Annotated in this window: 15 protein-coding genes; 6 read left to right on the top strand and 9 right to left on the bottom strand. The window is 68.1% G+C overall.

Going from position 1 to position 15191, the window contains the following annotated elements; genetic code table 11:
* The first annotated feature begins 31 nt into the window (after nucleotides 1–31).
* The gene (locus ACFY3D_RS15605) at nucleotides 32–907 is read left to right on the top strand and encodes a phosphotransferase family protein (RefSeq protein ID WP_389979870.1); all 876 of its coding nucleotides are present in this window, start codon (nucleotides 32–34) and stop codon (nucleotides 905–907) included.
* A gap of 105 nt (nucleotides 908–1012) precedes the next feature.
* Here ACFY3D_RS15605 and ACFY3D_RS15600 read toward each other — a convergent pair whose 3' ends face one another.
* Nucleotides 1013–2407, bottom strand: a complete 1395-nt coding sequence (locus ACFY3D_RS15600; protein WP_389979867.1) for a hypothetical protein — start codon at nucleotides 2405–2407, stop codon at nucleotides 1013–1015.
* A gap of 393 nt (nucleotides 2408–2800) precedes the next feature.
* Between ACFY3D_RS15600 and ACFY3D_RS15595 the strand changes: the two genes are divergently transcribed.
* On the top strand, nucleotides 2801–4384 hold the full coding sequence (locus ACFY3D_RS15595; protein WP_389979864.1) for a hypothetical protein: 1584 nt from the start codon (nucleotides 2801–2803) through the stop codon (nucleotides 4382–4384).
* A 79-nt stretch (nucleotides 4385–4463) separates the two neighbouring features.
* Here ACFY3D_RS15595 and ACFY3D_RS15590 read toward each other — a convergent pair whose 3' ends face one another.
* Entirely contained in the window at nucleotides 4464–5348 is an 885-nt protein-coding gene (locus tag ACFY3D_RS15590; RefSeq protein ID WP_389979861.1) for a TIGR03619 family F420-dependent LLM class oxidoreductase, read from the bottom strand.
* Between the two features lie 438 nt (nucleotides 5349–5786).
* On the opposite strand from ACFY3D_RS15590, the gene ACFY3D_RS15585 reads away from it, so the two are divergent.
* Nucleotides 5787–6368: a GNAT family N-acetyltransferase gene (locus tag ACFY3D_RS15585; RefSeq protein WP_389979858.1), complete on the top strand. Its 582-nt coding sequence runs from the start codon at nucleotides 5787–5789 to the stop codon at nucleotides 6366–6368.
* 53 nt (nucleotides 6369–6421) lie between these two features.
* Here the strand turns inward: ACFY3D_RS15585 and ACFY3D_RS15580 are convergent, their stop codons facing one another.
* The 3 genes from ACFY3D_RS15580 to ACFY3D_RS15570 all read right to left on the bottom strand — a co-directional run bounded on the left by ACFY3D_RS15580 (nucleotide 6422) and on the right by ACFY3D_RS15570 (nucleotide 8246).
* Nucleotides 6422–6865: a GNAT family N-acetyltransferase gene (locus tag ACFY3D_RS15580; protein WP_389979855.1), complete on the bottom strand. Its 444-nt coding sequence runs from the start codon at nucleotides 6863–6865 to the stop codon at nucleotides 6422–6424.
* A 176-nt stretch (nucleotides 6866–7041) separates the two neighbouring features.
* Nucleotides 7042–7860 (bottom strand): sugar nucleotide-binding protein, encoded by an 819-nt coding sequence (locus ACFY3D_RS15575; protein ID WP_389979852.1) that lies wholly within the window; start codon nucleotides 7858–7860, stop codon nucleotides 7042–7044.
* A 137-nt stretch (nucleotides 7861–7997) separates the two neighbouring features.
* Entirely contained in the window at nucleotides 7998–8246 is a 249-nt protein-coding gene (locus tag ACFY3D_RS15570; RefSeq protein WP_389979849.1) for a hypothetical protein, read from the bottom strand.
* Nucleotides 8247–8365: 119 nt separating this feature from the next.
* Here ACFY3D_RS15570 and ACFY3D_RS15565 point away from each other — a divergent pair, with 119 nt between their 5' ends.
* The 3 genes from ACFY3D_RS15565 to ACFY3D_RS15555 all read left to right on the top strand — a co-directional run bounded on the left by ACFY3D_RS15565 (nucleotide 8366) and on the right by ACFY3D_RS15555 (nucleotide 10849).
* Nucleotides 8366–9118: a DUF429 domain-containing protein gene (locus ACFY3D_RS15565; RefSeq protein WP_389979846.1), complete on the top strand. Its 753-nt coding sequence runs from the start codon at nucleotides 8366–8368 to the stop codon at nucleotides 9116–9118.
* 130 nt (nucleotides 9119–9248) lie between these two features.
* A complete protein-coding gene (locus ACFY3D_RS15560) occupies nucleotides 9249–10073 on the top strand; it encodes a MerR family transcriptional regulator (protein ID WP_389979843.1) in 825 nt (274 codons plus the stop codon).
* A 266-nt stretch (nucleotides 10074–10339) separates the two neighbouring features.
* A complete protein-coding gene (locus ACFY3D_RS15555; RefSeq protein WP_389979840.1) occupies nucleotides 10340–10849 on the top strand; it encodes a hypothetical protein in 510 nt (169 codons plus the stop codon).
* Between the two features lie 254 nt (nucleotides 10850–11103).
* Here ACFY3D_RS15555 and ACFY3D_RS15550 read toward each other — a convergent pair whose 3' ends face one another.
* The 4 genes from ACFY3D_RS15550 to ACFY3D_RS15535 form a co-directional block, all read right to left on the bottom strand.
* A complete protein-coding gene (locus ACFY3D_RS15550) occupies nucleotides 11104–11880 on the bottom strand; it encodes a DUF899 family protein (protein WP_389979837.1) in 777 nt (258 codons plus the stop codon).
* Nucleotides 11881–12146: 266 nt separating this feature from the next.
* Entirely contained in the window at nucleotides 12147–13004 is an 858-nt protein-coding gene (locus ACFY3D_RS15545; RefSeq protein WP_350945636.1) for an ABC transporter permease, read from the bottom strand.
* Nucleotides 13005–13014: 10 nt separating this feature from the next.
* Nucleotides 13015–13845 (bottom strand): ABC transporter ATP-binding protein, encoded by an 831-nt coding sequence (locus ACFY3D_RS15540; protein ID WP_389778768.1) that lies wholly within the window; start codon nucleotides 13843–13845, stop codon nucleotides 13015–13017.
* Nucleotides 13846–13930: 85 nt separating this feature from the next.
* On the bottom strand, nucleotides 13931–14992 hold the full coding sequence (locus ACFY3D_RS15535) for an ABC transporter substrate-binding protein (RefSeq protein WP_389979834.1): 1062 nt from the start codon (nucleotides 14990–14992) through the stop codon (nucleotides 13931–13933).
* Nucleotides 14993–15191 lie beyond the last annotated feature (199 nt).

Raw genomic sequence — 15191 nt, 5'->3', positions numbered from 1 at the left:
GCTGCGCCGACGACCCGAGGGAGAGCTGACCATGAAACCCCAGTGGGACGACCTCCCCAGCAACGTGCGCGCCACCGTCGAGCAGCAGGTCGGCCAGGTCCTCAAGGCCGACCCCGTGACCAAGGGGCTCATGCCAGGGCTCACTGCCCGCCTGTACACCGATGACTACAGGATCGTCTTCCTCAAGGCCGTCCCCACCGCCAACCCGGCCGCGACCCTGTACGAGCGGGAACGACGAGCCGGTGCCGTACTGCCACCCGGCCTGCCCGCGCCCCGCCTGCGCTGGAGTGGCGAAGTGGACGGGTGGGTCGTGCTGCTGCACGAGTACGTCGACGGCCGGGACGCCGACCTGTCGCCTGGTTCGCCGGATGTGCCGCTCGTGCTGGACACCCTGGTCGTCCTGAACGAGGCGCTCACCCCGTGCCCCGGCGGGCTTCCGGAGGTCGCGGTGAACATCGCAGGACTCCAGGCCAAGGCCGCGAGCCTGCTCGCCGGGGAGCTGCCGGACCGGGCCATGTACGAGACGGCCCTCACCACGTTCAGCCTCGACGCGCTGGAGGGGGACACCCTTCTCCACTACGACCTGCACCCCGGCAACTTCCGGATCGGCGACGGGCGAGCGTACGTCATCGACTGGGCGTTCGCGGTGCGCGGTGCCGTGTGGGTGGACGCCGTGATGCTCGCTCCCCGCCTCATCGAGGCGGGCCACACCCCGGAGCAGGCCGAGGCGCTTCTGGCCCGCGTACCGGCCTGGCAGTCAGCACCCGCGGACGCGGTCACCGGCCTGGCCGCGCTGTGGACGCTGTTCCGCCTGTACAAGGCGCGGTTCGGCCCGGAGGAAGGGCGCGATTTCCGTGCGCGGGCCGCTGAGGCAGGACGAGCATGGGTGCACCATCGCTCCACCTGACCGGTTGGCCACGTCATTCACCGGTCCCGAGCACTCCTCAGCGGCCAGAGCGACAGAACGCCCTGTTCGGCGGGAGAAGGGCTCGGAAGCCCGGGATAAAAAAACTTACGGCCAGTTGGAACAGAAGAACCAGTAGCGGGCCTGGCCGGACACGCCCGTGTACGGCTCGTCGATCTCAAGGCGCCAGTATCCCTGTTCCCCTTGCCGGGAGAAGGGCACCGTCCATTGCTTGGGCACGTCGACCGTGCCGGCCGAGGTGAGCGTCAGCGAGGTCCAGGGGTCGCGGACCCAGGCGTTGTTCGTCTGGGCGCTCTTGCGTGCGTACGCGTAGCGGATGGGACCCGGCCCCAGCGCGGTGATCGAGCCTTTCAGCGTGAAGGTGGCGGGCCGGCGCAGCTCGCAGGACTCCTCCTCGCTGGTGAACTCGACCTGGGTCAGGTTCGGTGTCGCGAGGGGGCGGCAGGTCGTGGACCAGGAGGCCAGGCCGATCACGTCCGTACGCAGGTCGGGGAAGACGATTCCCACCTTTCCGCTCCCCGGGCGCTGTCTGGGCAGCCGCGGGCCGTCCACGTACCGCGTGCCGCCGTGCTCCGAGATGTTCACGGTTTGCACGCCGGTCCCGGGCAGAGGGGTCGCGTTCTCGTCGACCCACTGGTAGCGCGTCTCCCCCTTGCCGCTGGTGATCATGGCGCGTGTCGGGGTCGAGAAGTCCGGACCACACGGGCCGTCGTAGTTCAACCGGCTCGCGCCGGCGATGTCCACGGGCGGGGTCGCGCAGGTCGTCTGGTTGATCACAGCCTGGCTGGGGTTGGGCGAAGGCTCGATGATATTGATGTAGTAACGCCTGGGCCAACCCGACGAAGTGCGCGGCAGGAAGCCGGTGACCTCACGGGCTCCGGGGCTGTCGAAGACGAGTGTCTGGATCTCGTGGCCGGGCACGGGGGAGCCGCCGTACGTGATGGCGTAGTACCACTGGTAGCGGACCGTCTGCGCGATCGGTGAGGTGATCACTCCCTTGATCGGGGTGGTGGTCTCCGATCCGCACAGCCCGGTGTAGTCGCCCACGGGCTCGACGGTCGCCTTCGCGTCCTGGCAGGTTCGGTCGATCGTGACCTGTACCGGTGTGCCGGTCTCGATCGGCTCGCCGCCGTTCCACACCAGGCCGACCACCTTGAGCTGCCTGGTCCCCGACTCGGTCAACGGAATCCGAAACTCGTACGTGCCCGGCCCGTTCTGCTCCTGCTGATGGACATGGTGCACGTATTCGTCGCTGATCCCGCTCAACGTGTAGGACACATAGGCCCGACCCGGACCGGTGTAGGTCAGTTGCACGGTTACCTTGAGATCGTTCTCCCTTCCATGGCACGGCCCCGCGTAGGTGGGCTTGTCGACCTGGACGCTCTGGACGACCGCCTGGCCGTACTCGTAGTCCGCGTGGGCGGTCCCAGGTATCAGCGCGGCGAGCAGGCCGAGGACGAGCAGGGTCGTGACACGTTTCATGAGCACCTTCGTTTCACGATGGGCGCGATGGAATGCCGTGGACGGCGGTGGCCGATGCCCTGAGCGACACCTCGCCGTCTCACGCTCATGCCACGGTGCCGAACGGTGATGGGAGACGGCTTGCATCTCAATGGTGGAGAAACCGGCCCGGGATGCGCGGTTCAAGGCGGCCCGGCGCCGTCCGGGCGCACGGCTCGGCGGCCGAGACGTGCGCCTTGGAACCACTCCCCGGGGAGCCCTTTCAGGCGGGTGGCCGGCATGTGACCCGGCGGTCACCTCATGAGTGACGGCACCGGTCAGGACCCGGCTGCGAGGTCCCATTCGCACACAAGTGAGCGACAACCGGTGGTTGAGATCTTCGGCCTGATCTCAGGTGTTCCCGATGGAGGACCCATGCGTTTACGAAGATCGTTCCTGACCGCCGCGATCACGCTGCTCACCCTGGTCTGCGTGCCCGTCCTACCGGCACAGGCGTACCCGGTGCAGGGGGACCTGCCCTGGTCGGTGCTGCTGTGCAAGTTCGCCGACCATCCGGATACGGAGCCCAGGCCCCCGCAGTTCTTCCGGGAGCTGTTCACCGACGCGGGCAAGGGACTCGGCGGGTTCGCCGACTATCTCGCCGATCAGTCGCACGGGCGCACGAGCGTGTCCGGATCGGTGGTGAAGGGCTGGTACACGATGCCCGTCACGGTCGCGCAGGCCAAGGCAAAGGACCGGTGGCAGCGGACCGAGGACTGCGTCCGGACGGCCGCCGCCGCGGGCTACACCGTCCCGTCCAACCACCGGGTCGCCGTCATGGTCAACTACGCGTGGGACTCGGGCTCCGCGGGAGGGGGCCGGATACTGCTGGACCCGCTCGCCTGGAACCTCGGCTTCACCACCCACGAGATACTGCACGGCTACGACAGGGACCACTCCTTCTCCGACGACCCCACCTACCGCAACGCCGACTGGGCACAGTTCGGCGAGTACGACGACCAGTGGGACGTCATGAGCGCCATGCACATCCACACGTACGAGACGCAGAGGTTCGGCACCAGCGCGGTCGGCTTCAACGGTCCCAACCGGGACGAGATGGGCTGGCTGGAACCCCACCGGATCGTCACGCTCGGCGCGGACGGCGTGGCCGACCGGACGGTGCGCCTCGTACCCCTGGACCAGCCCGGCTCGACGGGCACGCTGTTGGTGCGCGTCCCGTTCAACGTCGCCGACCCGTTCAACTACTACACGGTGGAGTTCCGCAAGAAGACCGGCCAGAGTAAGGGAATCCCCGGCGACATCGTGCTCCTGCACGAGGTCAGGGAGGGCAGGTCGTATTTGCTGAGGGACCGCATAACGCGTGATCCCGTGACGTCGCTGAACACCAACGGGGTCAGCGTCTCCATCGACTCCGTGGGCCAGGACGAGGCGGTCGTCACGGTCAGCACCGGCATCACGCAGAAGTGCCTGGCAGGCTACGTCCACCGCAAGGCGACGCCCAACGACCTGGTGTGCGTGACACCGGCTGTTCACGAGGAGACCCAGGCCGACACCGCGGACGCGCCGAACTGGGAGGAGAACGGCAAATGCCTCCTCCAGCGTACGCGGCGGCTGGCCACGCCCTCCGACACCGTGTGCGTGAGCTCCGTCGCGCGCCGGCAGGTGATCGCCGACAACGCCGCCGCCACCTCGCGGGCCAACCCGGCCAGGTTGGTCCTGGGTCCCAACGCCTGCAAACCGGGCTACGTCTGGCGGGGGGCCGACAGCTTCGATCAGGTCTGCGTCACCCAGGAGATCCGCGACCAGGTGATCGCCGACAACATGATGGGGGCCGGTCGCTGGACGAACGGTCCGGACGGGCCGCGCTCCTGCATCCAGGGCTACGTCTGGCGTGAGGCGTTCGCCGGTGACAACATCTGTGTGACCGTCGACCGGCGCGAACGCGCCCTGCACGACACGCACACCTCCTGGCAGCGGGTCCTGCGCCCGGCGGGTTAGCGCGGCAGGCAGCCGGGCTCGGTGCGAGGCCGGACAAGCGGCGAACCGGCCGGGCCCGGTTCGAGAAGCGGGGCGGGCGTCAGGTGCGTGCCCCCGCCTCGGTGGTGTCGAGAAGGGCGAACCGCTGGGCGAACGCGGACATCTCCTCGCGTTGCCGTTCCGGTTCGGTGGCGGTGGCACTCACGACGATGCGGGTCACGCCTTGCGCGGCGAACGCCTCGACCTGTTCGGCGGTCATGTCGATCGCCCCCGATCGCGTGTACTCCAGCGTTTCCGGGCTGCGGCCCGCCTCGGCGGCGGCGGCGGCCCGGGCGAGGTCCATCTGGAGGGCGCGTTCGTCCGGGGCGAGCGCGCCACCCGGGAAGTAGCCGTCGCCGCGTCGTCCGGCGCGGCGTGCGGCCGCCCGGCTCGATCCGCCGACGTGGATCGGCAGGTGGGTGACCCCGTATGGCTTCGGAAACTGGCACAGCTTGTCGAAGGAGAAAAACTCGCCGTCGAAGTCGACCCCCTCTTCACCACCGGCCCAGAGCAGCCGCATCACGTCGATCGCCTCGTCGGCGCGACGCCCACGGGTGCCGAAGTCGACGCCCGTCGCCCTGGCCTCACCGGGCAGGGTGCCGAGCCCCACGGTCAGCAGCCGCATCCGCCCCTTGGACAGCACGTCGATAGTCGCCAGGCGCTTGGCGAGGACCACCGGATGGTGGTAGGGCAGCAGCAGCACACCCGTCCCGAGCAGGATCCTTCGCGTGGCCGCGGCGACGAAGCTCAGGCAATCGAGCGGATCGAAGTACGGTAGCGACGGCGGGAACTCGAAGCGCCCGACCGCCGCACCGGGGTACAGCGCGATGTGCTCGGGCAGATACAGCGCCTCGAAGCCGCAGTCCTCGGCGTGCCGGGCGTAGGCCACGATCGTGTCGGGGTCGACGCCGTGGTAGGGCGTGCTGTAGCTGACTGCGAACTTCATCGTCGTTCCTTCGGTCGGCCGGTCGGTGCGATGGACGGGCGGTCGCAGATCGGCATGGCCGGTACCGAGGCGGCGTCACGGCCTCACCATGCGTCGACGACGTCCCCACCCGTCTGTCGCGGCCACACTAGAACCCTGTCACCGGCGTCAAGGCAAGGCAGAGCGAGCATGGATGCACCACCGCTCCACCTGACCGGCCAGCCACGTCGATCGAAGCCGCCACCGGTCTGCCGATCGTCGCGACTCTCGCCGATCTACTCCTGGAGGAACGACCGTGACCGTTCATGGCACGCCCGCGTCGGCGGCCCGGCTTCGCCGTGACCTCGCGGACCGGCTCGTCCGGACCGGATGTCTGCACGGCCCGGCCTGGCGGGAAGCGGTCGAGTCGGTGTCGACACAACAGGATCCTGGGCGCCCTCGCTGTGTCTGCGGGACCGGATGCCTGAAGGCAGCCCGAATGAGGGGAAAACGATCGTGATGGGAGTGAGAACCGAGCGGCTGGTGCTGCGTCGCTGGTGTGAGGAGGATCTGGAGCCGCTGGCCGCGATCGACGGAGATCCGGAGGTCATGCGCTTCATCGGTGATGGCTCGATCCGCAGCAAGGAGCAGACCGCCGCCGCGCTCGCGTTCATGGAACGGGAGTGGGACGAGCGTGGCTTCGGAATGTTCGCCGTGGAGCTGCGCGAGACCGGGGAACTGGTCGGCTGGGTGGGGCTGACGGTCCCCGGCTACCTTCCCGAAGTTCTGCCGGCTGTGGAGATCGGTTGGCGTCTGGGACGGCGTTTCTGGGGCCGGGGTATCGCCACTGAGGCAGCCGGAGAGGCACTGCGCTTCGGATTCGCCGAAGCGGGCTTGGATCGGATCATTAGTATCTGCCACGTCGATCACCACGCGTCCGCCCGCGTTATGACGAAGCTGGGCATGCGCCAGGAGCGGGAGACGGTAGTCCCGGCCTACGGGCAGCCAGTGCGGGTCCTGGCGATCACCCGCGGTGAATTCGACGCCATCCACGACAGCTGATCTGCGGGTCGATGCTCGGCGAAACACGGTTCCCGCACTCCGGACTTGCTCGTCTAGAGGCTCTGCGGGTCGCGCACCCGCAGGCCGAAGGCCGACAAGCCCTGCTCGTGGTGCTCGATCAGGTCGAGGCGTCGGTAGAAGGCGTGGTTCGCGGGGCCTGCCGGGGTGGACTCGTGGTCGGTGGTGAGGACGAAGTAGCGGCAGTGCGCGTATCGGTCCTTGAGGTGTTCCAGCAGTCGGCGGCCGACGCCCTTGCCGTGGTGTCGGGCGTTGACCAGCAGTTCCTGCACGTAGCAGACGATCTCGTCGTCGGATACCGTCCGCGCCAGGCCGAGCAGCTTGCCCGACTCGTCCCTGGCGGTGATGACCAGGTGCGAGTTGGCCAGGCTCCGGCATACCCGGGTGACGTCGTGCGTCCACGGGCCCCAGCCGACCGAGTCGTAGAGCTCGAACATCTCGGCCTCGTCGAACGACGTCTCCTGAGCGATGATCACCACTTATGGGGCTCCCTGATGTGCTCGGAATGAAGTGACGCGCCTGAGCTTATTCGGCGCTTGAGCGGCGACCGATCGGCCGGTGGCGCCAGGTCTCCGCTGAAGATCGGTCACGTGTGGAGAACAGGGTCACCGACGTCCGGCGTACTCCGCGACGCCGGACGTCGGTGACGGAAACGTCACTCCAGAAACCGCCGCGCGCCACGCAGCCTGGTCCGAAGTCGTCGCTGAGTCATCTCACACTCCAGGCGCACATCCAGTGGGCCGGGCACGTTGGTGTCCGCTCTCCGACCTGTGGGCAATCGGTCCGCGTCGAGCCCGTCGCGTCGGGCGATGAGCAGTCCCAGCTCGTACCGGCTGATCGCATCGGTGCCGGCGACATGGTGGACGCCGTGATACTCGGACACGGCGAGTTCGAGGAGCGCCGCGGCGAGATCGACGACATGCACGGGGCATCGCACGTCGTCGGTGAACAGCGCTCCGCGCGCCCTGCCGGTGGCGAGTGAATGCACCAGCGCCTCGTGCGGAGAACCGCCGTCGCCGATGATCAGGGATGTCCGGGCTGTCACCGAGGTCGGCGCGATCGCGCTCACCGCTGTCTCGGCGGCGGCCTTGGCCGCACCGTACGGGGAGATCGGGTCGGGGAGGCACGTCTCGTCGTAGCGAATCGCGGCGCCGGAGAAGACCGTGTCGCTGGACACATGGACCAGGCGTCCACCTGCCGCAGCGACGGCGAGGGCCACGTTCGCGGCTCCGGTCGCCGTGGTCGCCCAGTCTGTCTGCAGGTACGCGGCGTTGACGACGGCCTCCGGCCGGAACGCGCCGATCAGCGTGTCGACGTCGTCTCGTCGGCGCACATCGAGCGGCGACCACTCGACACCCGCGGTCTTTCCCGGTCGGGTCAGGTAGGTCGCGGCCACCTCATGCCCGGCCACCAGACACTGCCGGACGAGTTCGCCGCCGAGAAACCCGCTGCCGCCGACGATGAGGAATCTCATGGCCGGTCCGAGCCGGATTCGCTGGAGGAAGTGCTCACCGGCTCATCATGCAGTCATAGCCGGTGTCGTGTCCGCGACGCCGCGAACCAAACCCCCGGGTGTCCCGCCTGAGCGCGACACAGGACCGCGGCGAGGGTTCAGGCGACCAGCAGGCGAAGGCCGAGCTCTGCCGCGTCGAGATCGACGAGGTCGCGGTCGCGTTCGGCCCACCGGCCGGATGCGAGGTCGTCACGGAGATTGCGCGCCGCGCGCCGCTCGACGTCCGGCCCGCCCCTGGTCCAGACCGACCCTCCGCACCGGCGGTGGAGGCAGCGGTCATCATGGAAGTCCTGGTGAGGTGAGAGCGGCGTACAGGCGGGCGGGGGCAGCAGCGGGCTCTTGGACACGCTGCCGGGTGGTGGCGTACTGGTTGTGAGCCTCCCCCTTAGCTGGACACCGGCGGTATGAGCCGATTCCGTAGAAGTACCGCCTGTCCGTTGATCAGCTGGTGTTTTATCGTGAAACGGTGCTCACGGTTGGTGTTGACCTGGCGACAGAGGCGAAAGAGACGGCGGTGGCCTGGCTTGATTGGTCTGCCGACGGGGCCCGCGTCCGCAGGCTGGAGACTGTGGCGGACGATGATCTGATCGTCGAAGCGATCAAAGGTGCGGACAAGGCCGGTGTCGACTGTCCGCTCGGCTGGCCGGACAAGTTCGTTGATTTCATCACGGCTCACCGCACGGGACATGTCGCTGTGCCCGGGGGCAGTACGGACGTCGCCTGGCGCAGGCAGTTCACCATGCGGGTCACCGACTACGAGGTGAAGGAAGTCCTGGACTTCTATCCTCTGAGTGTTTCCGCGAATCTCATCGGCAGCACGGCCCTGCGTTGCGCGGCCCTGCTCACCGAGCTTGCCCGGCAGGGGCAGCCGGTCGACCGTAGCGGCACCGGCGTCGTGGCGGAGGTCTACCCCGCGGCCTCGCTCAGATGCTGGGGCCTGCCCCACGGCCGCTATAAAAGCCCGGCGAATCGTGGGGGACTCGCTCGGTTGGTCGATGAACTCCAGGAAGCGGCGCCATGGCTGGACCTGGGGGAACACGAGCGAATCTGCCGGACGTCCGACCATGCGACGGACGCCGTCATCGCCGCGCTCACCGCCCGAGCCGCAGCTCAGGGTCTCGTGACCGTTCCGACACAGGACCAAGCTCACTCGGCGCGCTCCGAGGGATGGATCGCGCTCCCCACCGGACCTTTGAGTGAGCTTCGCCCGGCTGGATGAGCAGGCCCTGCTGTGGCTGGGTTCGGTGACGCCCGGTTGGAAGCTCGAAGTTCCGTTCGCGGCTCTTTCTCTTTGCGCGACGGCCGTGCGTTCTCGGCTTGACTCTGCCGTTACGTCAACATCTAGCGTCGTGAACGAGCCGGAAGAAACCGGCTCGGTGATGGTGGGAAGAGCGGGTGGGCGGGCCATGTCGTGGTCGATCGCACAGGTGGCGCGGATGTCCGGAGTGACGTCGAGGACTCTGCGGCACTATGACGAGATCGGGCTGCTGACACCTGCCTGGGTCGGCGGGAACGGCTATCGCCACTACGAGGAGGACCAGCTGCTGCGGTTGCAGCAGATCCTGGTACTGCGGGAGCTCGACCTCGGTCTCGCCGAGATCAGGGAAGTCATCGACCGGCACACCGATCCGGTGGCGGCACTGCGTGAGCACCACCGGCGGCTGCTGGGGGAGCGCGACCGGCTGGACGCGGTGGCCCGCATGGTGGCTCGCACCATCACCGACCTTGAGGAGAACGAAGGGAAGGATGGCATGTCCAAAATCAGTAGGCCGGAGAATCTGTTCGAGGGGTTCGACGGGGCGCGGTACGGCGCGGAGGCCCGCGAGCGGTGGCCGGGGCAGTGGGAGCGATCCGGGCAGCAGGAGCTCCTGGACACCCTGACTCCGCAGGAGATCGACCGCACGCAACGGGAGGCGACGGCGGGAATGATCCGGATGGCCGAGCTCATGGCCGCCGGCACACCGGCCGACGACCCCGCGGTTTTCGCCGAACTCGACGCTCACTACCGGCACATGACCCGATTCTGGACGCCGAGCGCGGCGGAGTACGTGCATCTGGGCCGGATGCAGGTCGACGATGAGCGGTTCAGGGCGAACTACGAGCGGATCGCCGAGGGCCTGGCCGCGTACATGCGCGACGCCATGGCCGCGTACGCACACGCCCGGTTGAGCTGAACCTCGTCACATGAGGGGTGAAGGAGCTGCAGATCCTTCACCCCGTCGCTGCGGAAGCCTCGCCTACGAGGAGCCCTGACGTCGTCCGTCATACCTCAGAGGCGACCGTTTCCAGGACTGGAAGTTACCCGCACCATCAAGCGTCGGCCGCGAGCAGGTACGTCGAAACGCGTACGCGCATCGGGCTTTCAGGCCGAAGACGGGGCGAGGGGCGGACTCGTAGCGTGATCAGGTCCGAGCTTCCCATCCGTTAAGTGAGCCTGCTGATGCGACATCGACTTTCTCTTGCCGCCCTTACCGCGTACGTCTGGATCGCCATGGTGGCGTTCGGGGGTATCGCGGTAGAGACGATCGTCATCTACCCCAACGTGTTCCACGACGTGCCGGCCTCCCTGGCCGAGTCGGTGGAGTTCTTCGCGGTGAGCGGTCCCGCCGACTTCTTCCCGCCGATGGGCGCGGTGACCGTGATCGCCTCCGTGGCGACCCTGATCCTGGCGTGGCCCATCCGGGACACGCGGTTGTGGGCCGGTGGCAGCCTGCTGTCACTGCTGCTGGGCGAGTTCCTGTTCTCGGTCCTGTACTTCTGGCCGCGCAACGACATCATGTTCGAGCAGGGCGCCGCCGTTCATTCCGTGGAGGTGCTGCGGCAGACCGCGTTCGAGTTCGAGACCGGTCACTGGGGACGGCTCGGGATGAGCGCGGTGACGGCCACGCTGGCCTTCGCCGGCCTGTGGCGACTGCTCCGCGCCGGCGCCCTCGCGCGAGACGACGTGTGAGGCGGCTCCTCCTCGGCCTGCCCGCGGCGGTGATCCGAGGGCCGGCGCCGCTGGGCGTGCCACGCGTGGTCGCGCACGACAGCCTGCGCGACGACCCCGAGGTCGTCGAGCGATCGCCGGCCGCGGCCCGTGCCGCGTGCGGCAAGGAGGCAGTGGAAGGGTTGCTTGATCTGGGCGGCGGCGCTCGCGGTGGATCGGCTCAGGTCGCTCCTGGCGCGGCGAGCAGTGGATTCTCCCCCCTGACGGATGCCCGTTCAGTGGCAGTGCGGTTGGTGATGATCACCGGATGAGGCGCCGAGGTCGTCGTCGTATCCGGCCCTGATCCGTGACCACTGGGCGGTCGGGCGACCGTCCAGCAGAAACTGGTCGCCTCGGCTGTCCCAACGCTGAGGCCAGCCCTCCGGCGAGTCCTCCCAGAACTCCTGTCGGCCGTAGACGGTCAGATCCAGCAGTCCGTACGACGGTGCCATCAGTTCGTTGCCGCGGCCGGTGGTCCAGTAGGTCTCGTAGACCTTGTCGTCGTCGCGGAGATAGGTGACCAGGATGCCGAAGTACCGGTCCGCGACCAACCGGTCCACGGCGTCCTGCGGCACCGAATACCAGGGAATCGTCCAGCCCATGAAGTCGCGGTAGCGCGAGCTCTCCTCGTACGGCCCCTGGCAGAAGGTCGCGTAGCCGACGTCCCGCGAGTGCAGGTAGGACAACTCGTTGATGTGGGACGTGGAGAAGGTGCAGCCCATGCACTGCTCCGCCGCGGGCCTACCGGTGTGCCACATCTGGAAGTAGGCGATCAGTTGGGACCGGCCGCCGAAGATGTCGATCAACGGCACCGGACCGTCGGCTCCGATCAGCGGAGTCCGCGGATCGACTTCGACCATCGGCAGCCGACGGCGTTCGGCGGCGAGTGCGTCTCCGGCCCTGGTGTGGGCCTTCTCCTTGGCCCGGAGTTCGTCGATCCGTTTCTGCCAGGTCCGCCGATCGGCGACCGGTGGCCGCGGCAGGGGGCGTCCGGCTGCTGGTGTCTCTGTCATGTGAACCTGTTTAGCCCGGTTGGAGAGGGCGGAACAACACCTTCGACCGATCGTCGTCAAATTCTGATCTTGGGAATGGCCGCCGGTTTCGCCCGTGACGTCGATGGTCTTCCGGTGGCGCCGACGACGCCGTCCGGGCGCGTGGGTGGTTCGTCGGTACGGTCCGCCACGGCTGCGGGACGCCGTCGTGGTCCGGCAGCGGCGACCGGTCGAACGCGGGTGACCGTGTCGCCGCTGTCGCCGCTGCCGCCGCTGTCGCCGCGCTCTCAGCCGACGCCCTGGTCGAGTCCCCAGCGACGCCGCAGGGCGTTGTCCGCCGCGCCGAAGCACATGTCCACCACGATGCCGATGACCAGGATCACGATCATCGTGGCGAGGAGGCCGGGGGCGTCGGAGAGTTCCCTGGCGTTGTCGAGCTGCTCGCCGATCGACGCCTGATGGGCGATGATCACGAGCAGCTCGCCCGCCATCAGGGACCGCCACGCGAACGCCCAGCCCTGCTTGAGTCCCGACAGGAACGACGGCAGTGACGCGGGCAGGATGACGTGCCGGTAGAGCGCGAGGCGCCGCAGGCCGAGGATGTGCCCGGCGCGGAGCAGGATCGGCGGGGTGTAGTCCACGCCGGCGATGAGTCCGTTCGCGATCGACGGTGCCGCCCCGAGGACGACCACGAACAGGATCGCGCTCTCGCTGAGCTTGAAGAACAGGATCGCGAGCGGGAACCACGCGATGGAGGGCATGGTCTGCAGACCGGTGATGAGGGAGCCGAGCGCGGCCCGCAGCGGCTTGACCCGTGACACGGCCGCGCCGACCACGAGCCCGACCAGCACCGCGACCGCGAACCCGGTGACCGCGCGGCGCATCGTCACGGCCACGGCCTGGTAGAACTCGGCCTCACCGAGGCGGTTCCACAGATCCGCCAGGACGGTGAAGGGGCCGGGCAGGACGTACTCCGGGCGCCAGCCGCTGAGCACGACCAGTTCCCAGACGGCGAGGACGAGGGCGATCGCCGAGAGCATCGGCCAGGTTCTGGCCCAGATCCTGGAGGCGAGGCTCTGTCGTTCCCGGTGGGACAGTTCCAGCGCGTCCAGGCCGGCGATGTGCTGGGAGAGATCAGCAGTCATTGGTCACCCGCTACTTCTCGGTCCCGGTGCCGGCGGGCCGCTGCGCCGCCGGCTGGGCGTGGCGCAACACCTCCTGGCGCAACCGGTCGGTGATGGTGGAGGCGAGTTCGGCCACTTCGGCGGAGTCGGTACGGCGGGGCCGCGGCAGCGTCACGGGGAAGTCCTCGATCACCGTGCCGGGCCTGCTGCTCAGCAGGACGACCCGGTCGCCGAGCCGTACGGCCTCGCGCACGTTGTGGGTGACGAACAGGACGGCCAGTTCCCGCTCCCGCCAGATCCGCTCCAGCTCGTCGTGGAGCAGGTCACGGGTCATGGCGTCGAGGGCGCCGAAGGGCTCGTCCATGAGGAGTACGTCGGCCTCCTGGGCGAGGGCCCTGGCGAGCGCGACCCGCTGGCGCATGCCGCCGGAGAGCTCGTGCGGGCGCTTGTGGCCGAAGTCGGCGAGGTGGACGATCTCCAGGAGTTCCTTCGCCCGCGCCTGGCGCTCCTTCTTCGTGGTCTTGCCCGAACTCGTCACCCGGAGCGCCAGCTCGATGTTCCCCGAGACCGTGAGCCAGGGGAACAGGGCGGGCTCCTGGAACATCATCGCGATTCGGGCTTCCCTGGTGTCGATCTCCCCGGCGGTGGGACGGTCGAGACCCGCGACGAGATTGAGCAGCGTGCTCTTGCCGCAGCCGGACGCTCCCAGCAGGCAGACGAACTCGCCCCTGTCCACCGAGAGCGTCACCTGGTCCAGGGCCAGGAGTTCCCTGCCGTACACCTTGGAAACCGCGTCCAGCCGGACCGCGGGCTCGTGCCCGTCGGTCCGGCCGGGGCGCAGCTCCTGGATCGGAGCTGTCACTTCGCCTCCCTGACCAGCGGCTCGCCGGATGGTGACCGGGGGTGCCGCCTCGACTCTTCTGTTCTGTGGTGCTCGCTCGGGCCGGTCACTTGTCGCTCACGGCAGGCTGGTTCTTGGCTTTCAGGACCTCGTTGAGGATCGTGAGGTCGTAGATGCCGTTCAGGTCCACCGGGTCGAGCAGGCCGACCTTCTGGGCGTGCTCGGCGCTGCCGACGAGGGAGGACGCGATCGGGTCGTTGGTGAAGGTGATGTTGCCGAAGGCGCTGTCCAGGACCTCCTGGGCGATCGGCTTGCCGCTCAGCTCCTTCAGCTCCGCGTTGATCGACTCCTTGGCGCCCGCCGGGTCGGACTGGATGAGGTCGTTGGCCTCGACGTGCGCCTCGACGAGCTTCTTCACCAAGTCGGGGTGCTCCTTGAGGAACTGCTGCCGCACGATCAGGTGCGTGATCACGAACTTCTTGTCCGGCCAGAGGTCGGTCTCGTCGAGGAGGATCTTGCCCTTGCTCTCCTGGACCAGACGGCTCGCGAAGGGCTCGGGCACCCAGGCGCCGTCGATGTCGCCGGTGGCGAAGGTCTGCAGGGTCTGGGCGTTCTCCTGGGGGAGGATGGAGACCTCGCCGCCGCCCTTGGTGTCGGTCTTGATGCCCTTCTCCTGGAGCCAGTAGCGCAGCGCGACGTCCTGGGTGTTGCCGAGCTGAGGTGTGGCGATCTTCTTGCCCTTGAGGTCTTCGACGCCGTTGATCTCGGGCTTGACCACGAGGAACACGCCGCCGGACGCCGCGCCTGCGACGATCTTGATCGCCTCGCCCTTGGACTTCGACCAGGCGTTGATGGCCGGGTTCGGTCCGATGTAGGTGGCGTCGATGGCGTCGGAGAAGATCGCCTCGGTCGCGGCGGGGCCGGCGTTGAAGGTCGAGATCTTCAGCGTCGCGTCGTTGCCGAGCGCCTTGGCGAACAGCCCCTTCTGCACCCCGACCAGGGCCGTGGAGTGCGTGATGTTGGGGAAGAAGCCGAGGCGGACCTCTGTCTTCGCCGTGGCACTGTCACTGCCGGAGGACCCCCCGCCTCCTCCGCAGGCCGCCGCGAGGGCTGTCACCGTGACCGCGGCCAGTGCCACTGCCGTCCCCCGGAGCCTGCGAGCCTTCATGGGTTACTCCTTAATTCCTACTTAATAAGTCGGTTAAGTGCATAACATTGCAAACGGGCCTTCCTGTCAAGCGTTGTGATCGCACGGGCACGAGCCGTTACCGGTTTGTGTTCCTGGACGCTTCGGAATCGTCCTATATGTCCGCTTATTGGGTGTTATGTCGCATTAGGGTGTCGGTGTGTCTGGCGGGGAGGGCTCG

The sequence above is a fragment of the Streptosporangium sp. NPDC000509 genome (assembly GCF_042898365.1).
Taxonomy (GTDB): Bacteria; Actinomycetota; Actinomycetes; order Streptosporangiales; family Streptosporangiaceae; genus Streptosporangium.
The sequence above is the reverse complement of the archived record's forward strand: the minus strand, read 5'-3'. Positions and strand labels throughout refer to the sequence as shown.

What these genes read in the sequence shown, in the direction of transcription:
- ACFY3D_RS15550 (WP_389979837.1), bottom strand. Translation starts at nt 11,880, where the DNA reads ATGACAGAGACACCAGCAGCCGGACGCCCCCTGCCGCGGCCACCGGTC.
- ACFY3D_RS15575 (WP_389979852.1), bottom strand. Translation starts at nt 7,860, where the DNA reads ATGAGATTCCTCATCGTCGGCGGCAGCGGGTTTCTCGGCGGCGAACTC.
- ACFY3D_RS15595 (WP_389979864.1), top strand. Translation starts at nt 2,801, where the DNA reads ATGCGTTTACGAAGATCGTTCCTGACCGCCGCGATCACGCTGCTCACC.
- ACFY3D_RS15585 (WP_389979858.1), top strand. Translation starts at nt 5,787, where the DNA reads ATGCCTGAAGGCAGCCCGAATGAGGGGAAAACGATCGTGATGGGAGTG.
- ACFY3D_RS15545 (WP_350945636.1), bottom strand. Translation starts at nt 13,004, where the DNA reads ATGACTGCTGATCTCTCCCAGCACATCGCCGGCCTGGACGCGCTGGAA.
- ACFY3D_RS15555 (WP_389979840.1), top strand. Translation starts at nt 10,340, where the DNA reads ATGCGACATCGACTTTCTCTTGCCGCCCTTACCGCGTACGTCTGGATC.
- ACFY3D_RS15535 (WP_389979834.1), bottom strand. Translation starts at nt 14,992, where the DNA reads ATGAAGGCTCGCAGGCTCCGGGGGACGGCAGTGGCACTGGCCGCGGTC.
- ACFY3D_RS15590 (WP_389979861.1), bottom strand. Translation starts at nt 5,348, where the DNA reads ATGAAGTTCGCAGTCAGCTACAGCACGCCCTACCACGGCGTCGACCCC.
- ACFY3D_RS15600 (WP_389979867.1), bottom strand. Translation starts at nt 2,407, where the DNA reads ATGAAACGTGTCACGACCCTGCTCGTCCTCGGCCTGCTCGCCGCGCTG.
- ACFY3D_RS15605 (WP_389979870.1), top strand. Translation starts at nt 32, where the DNA reads ATGAAACCCCAGTGGGACGACCTCCCCAGCAACGTGCGCGCCACCGTC.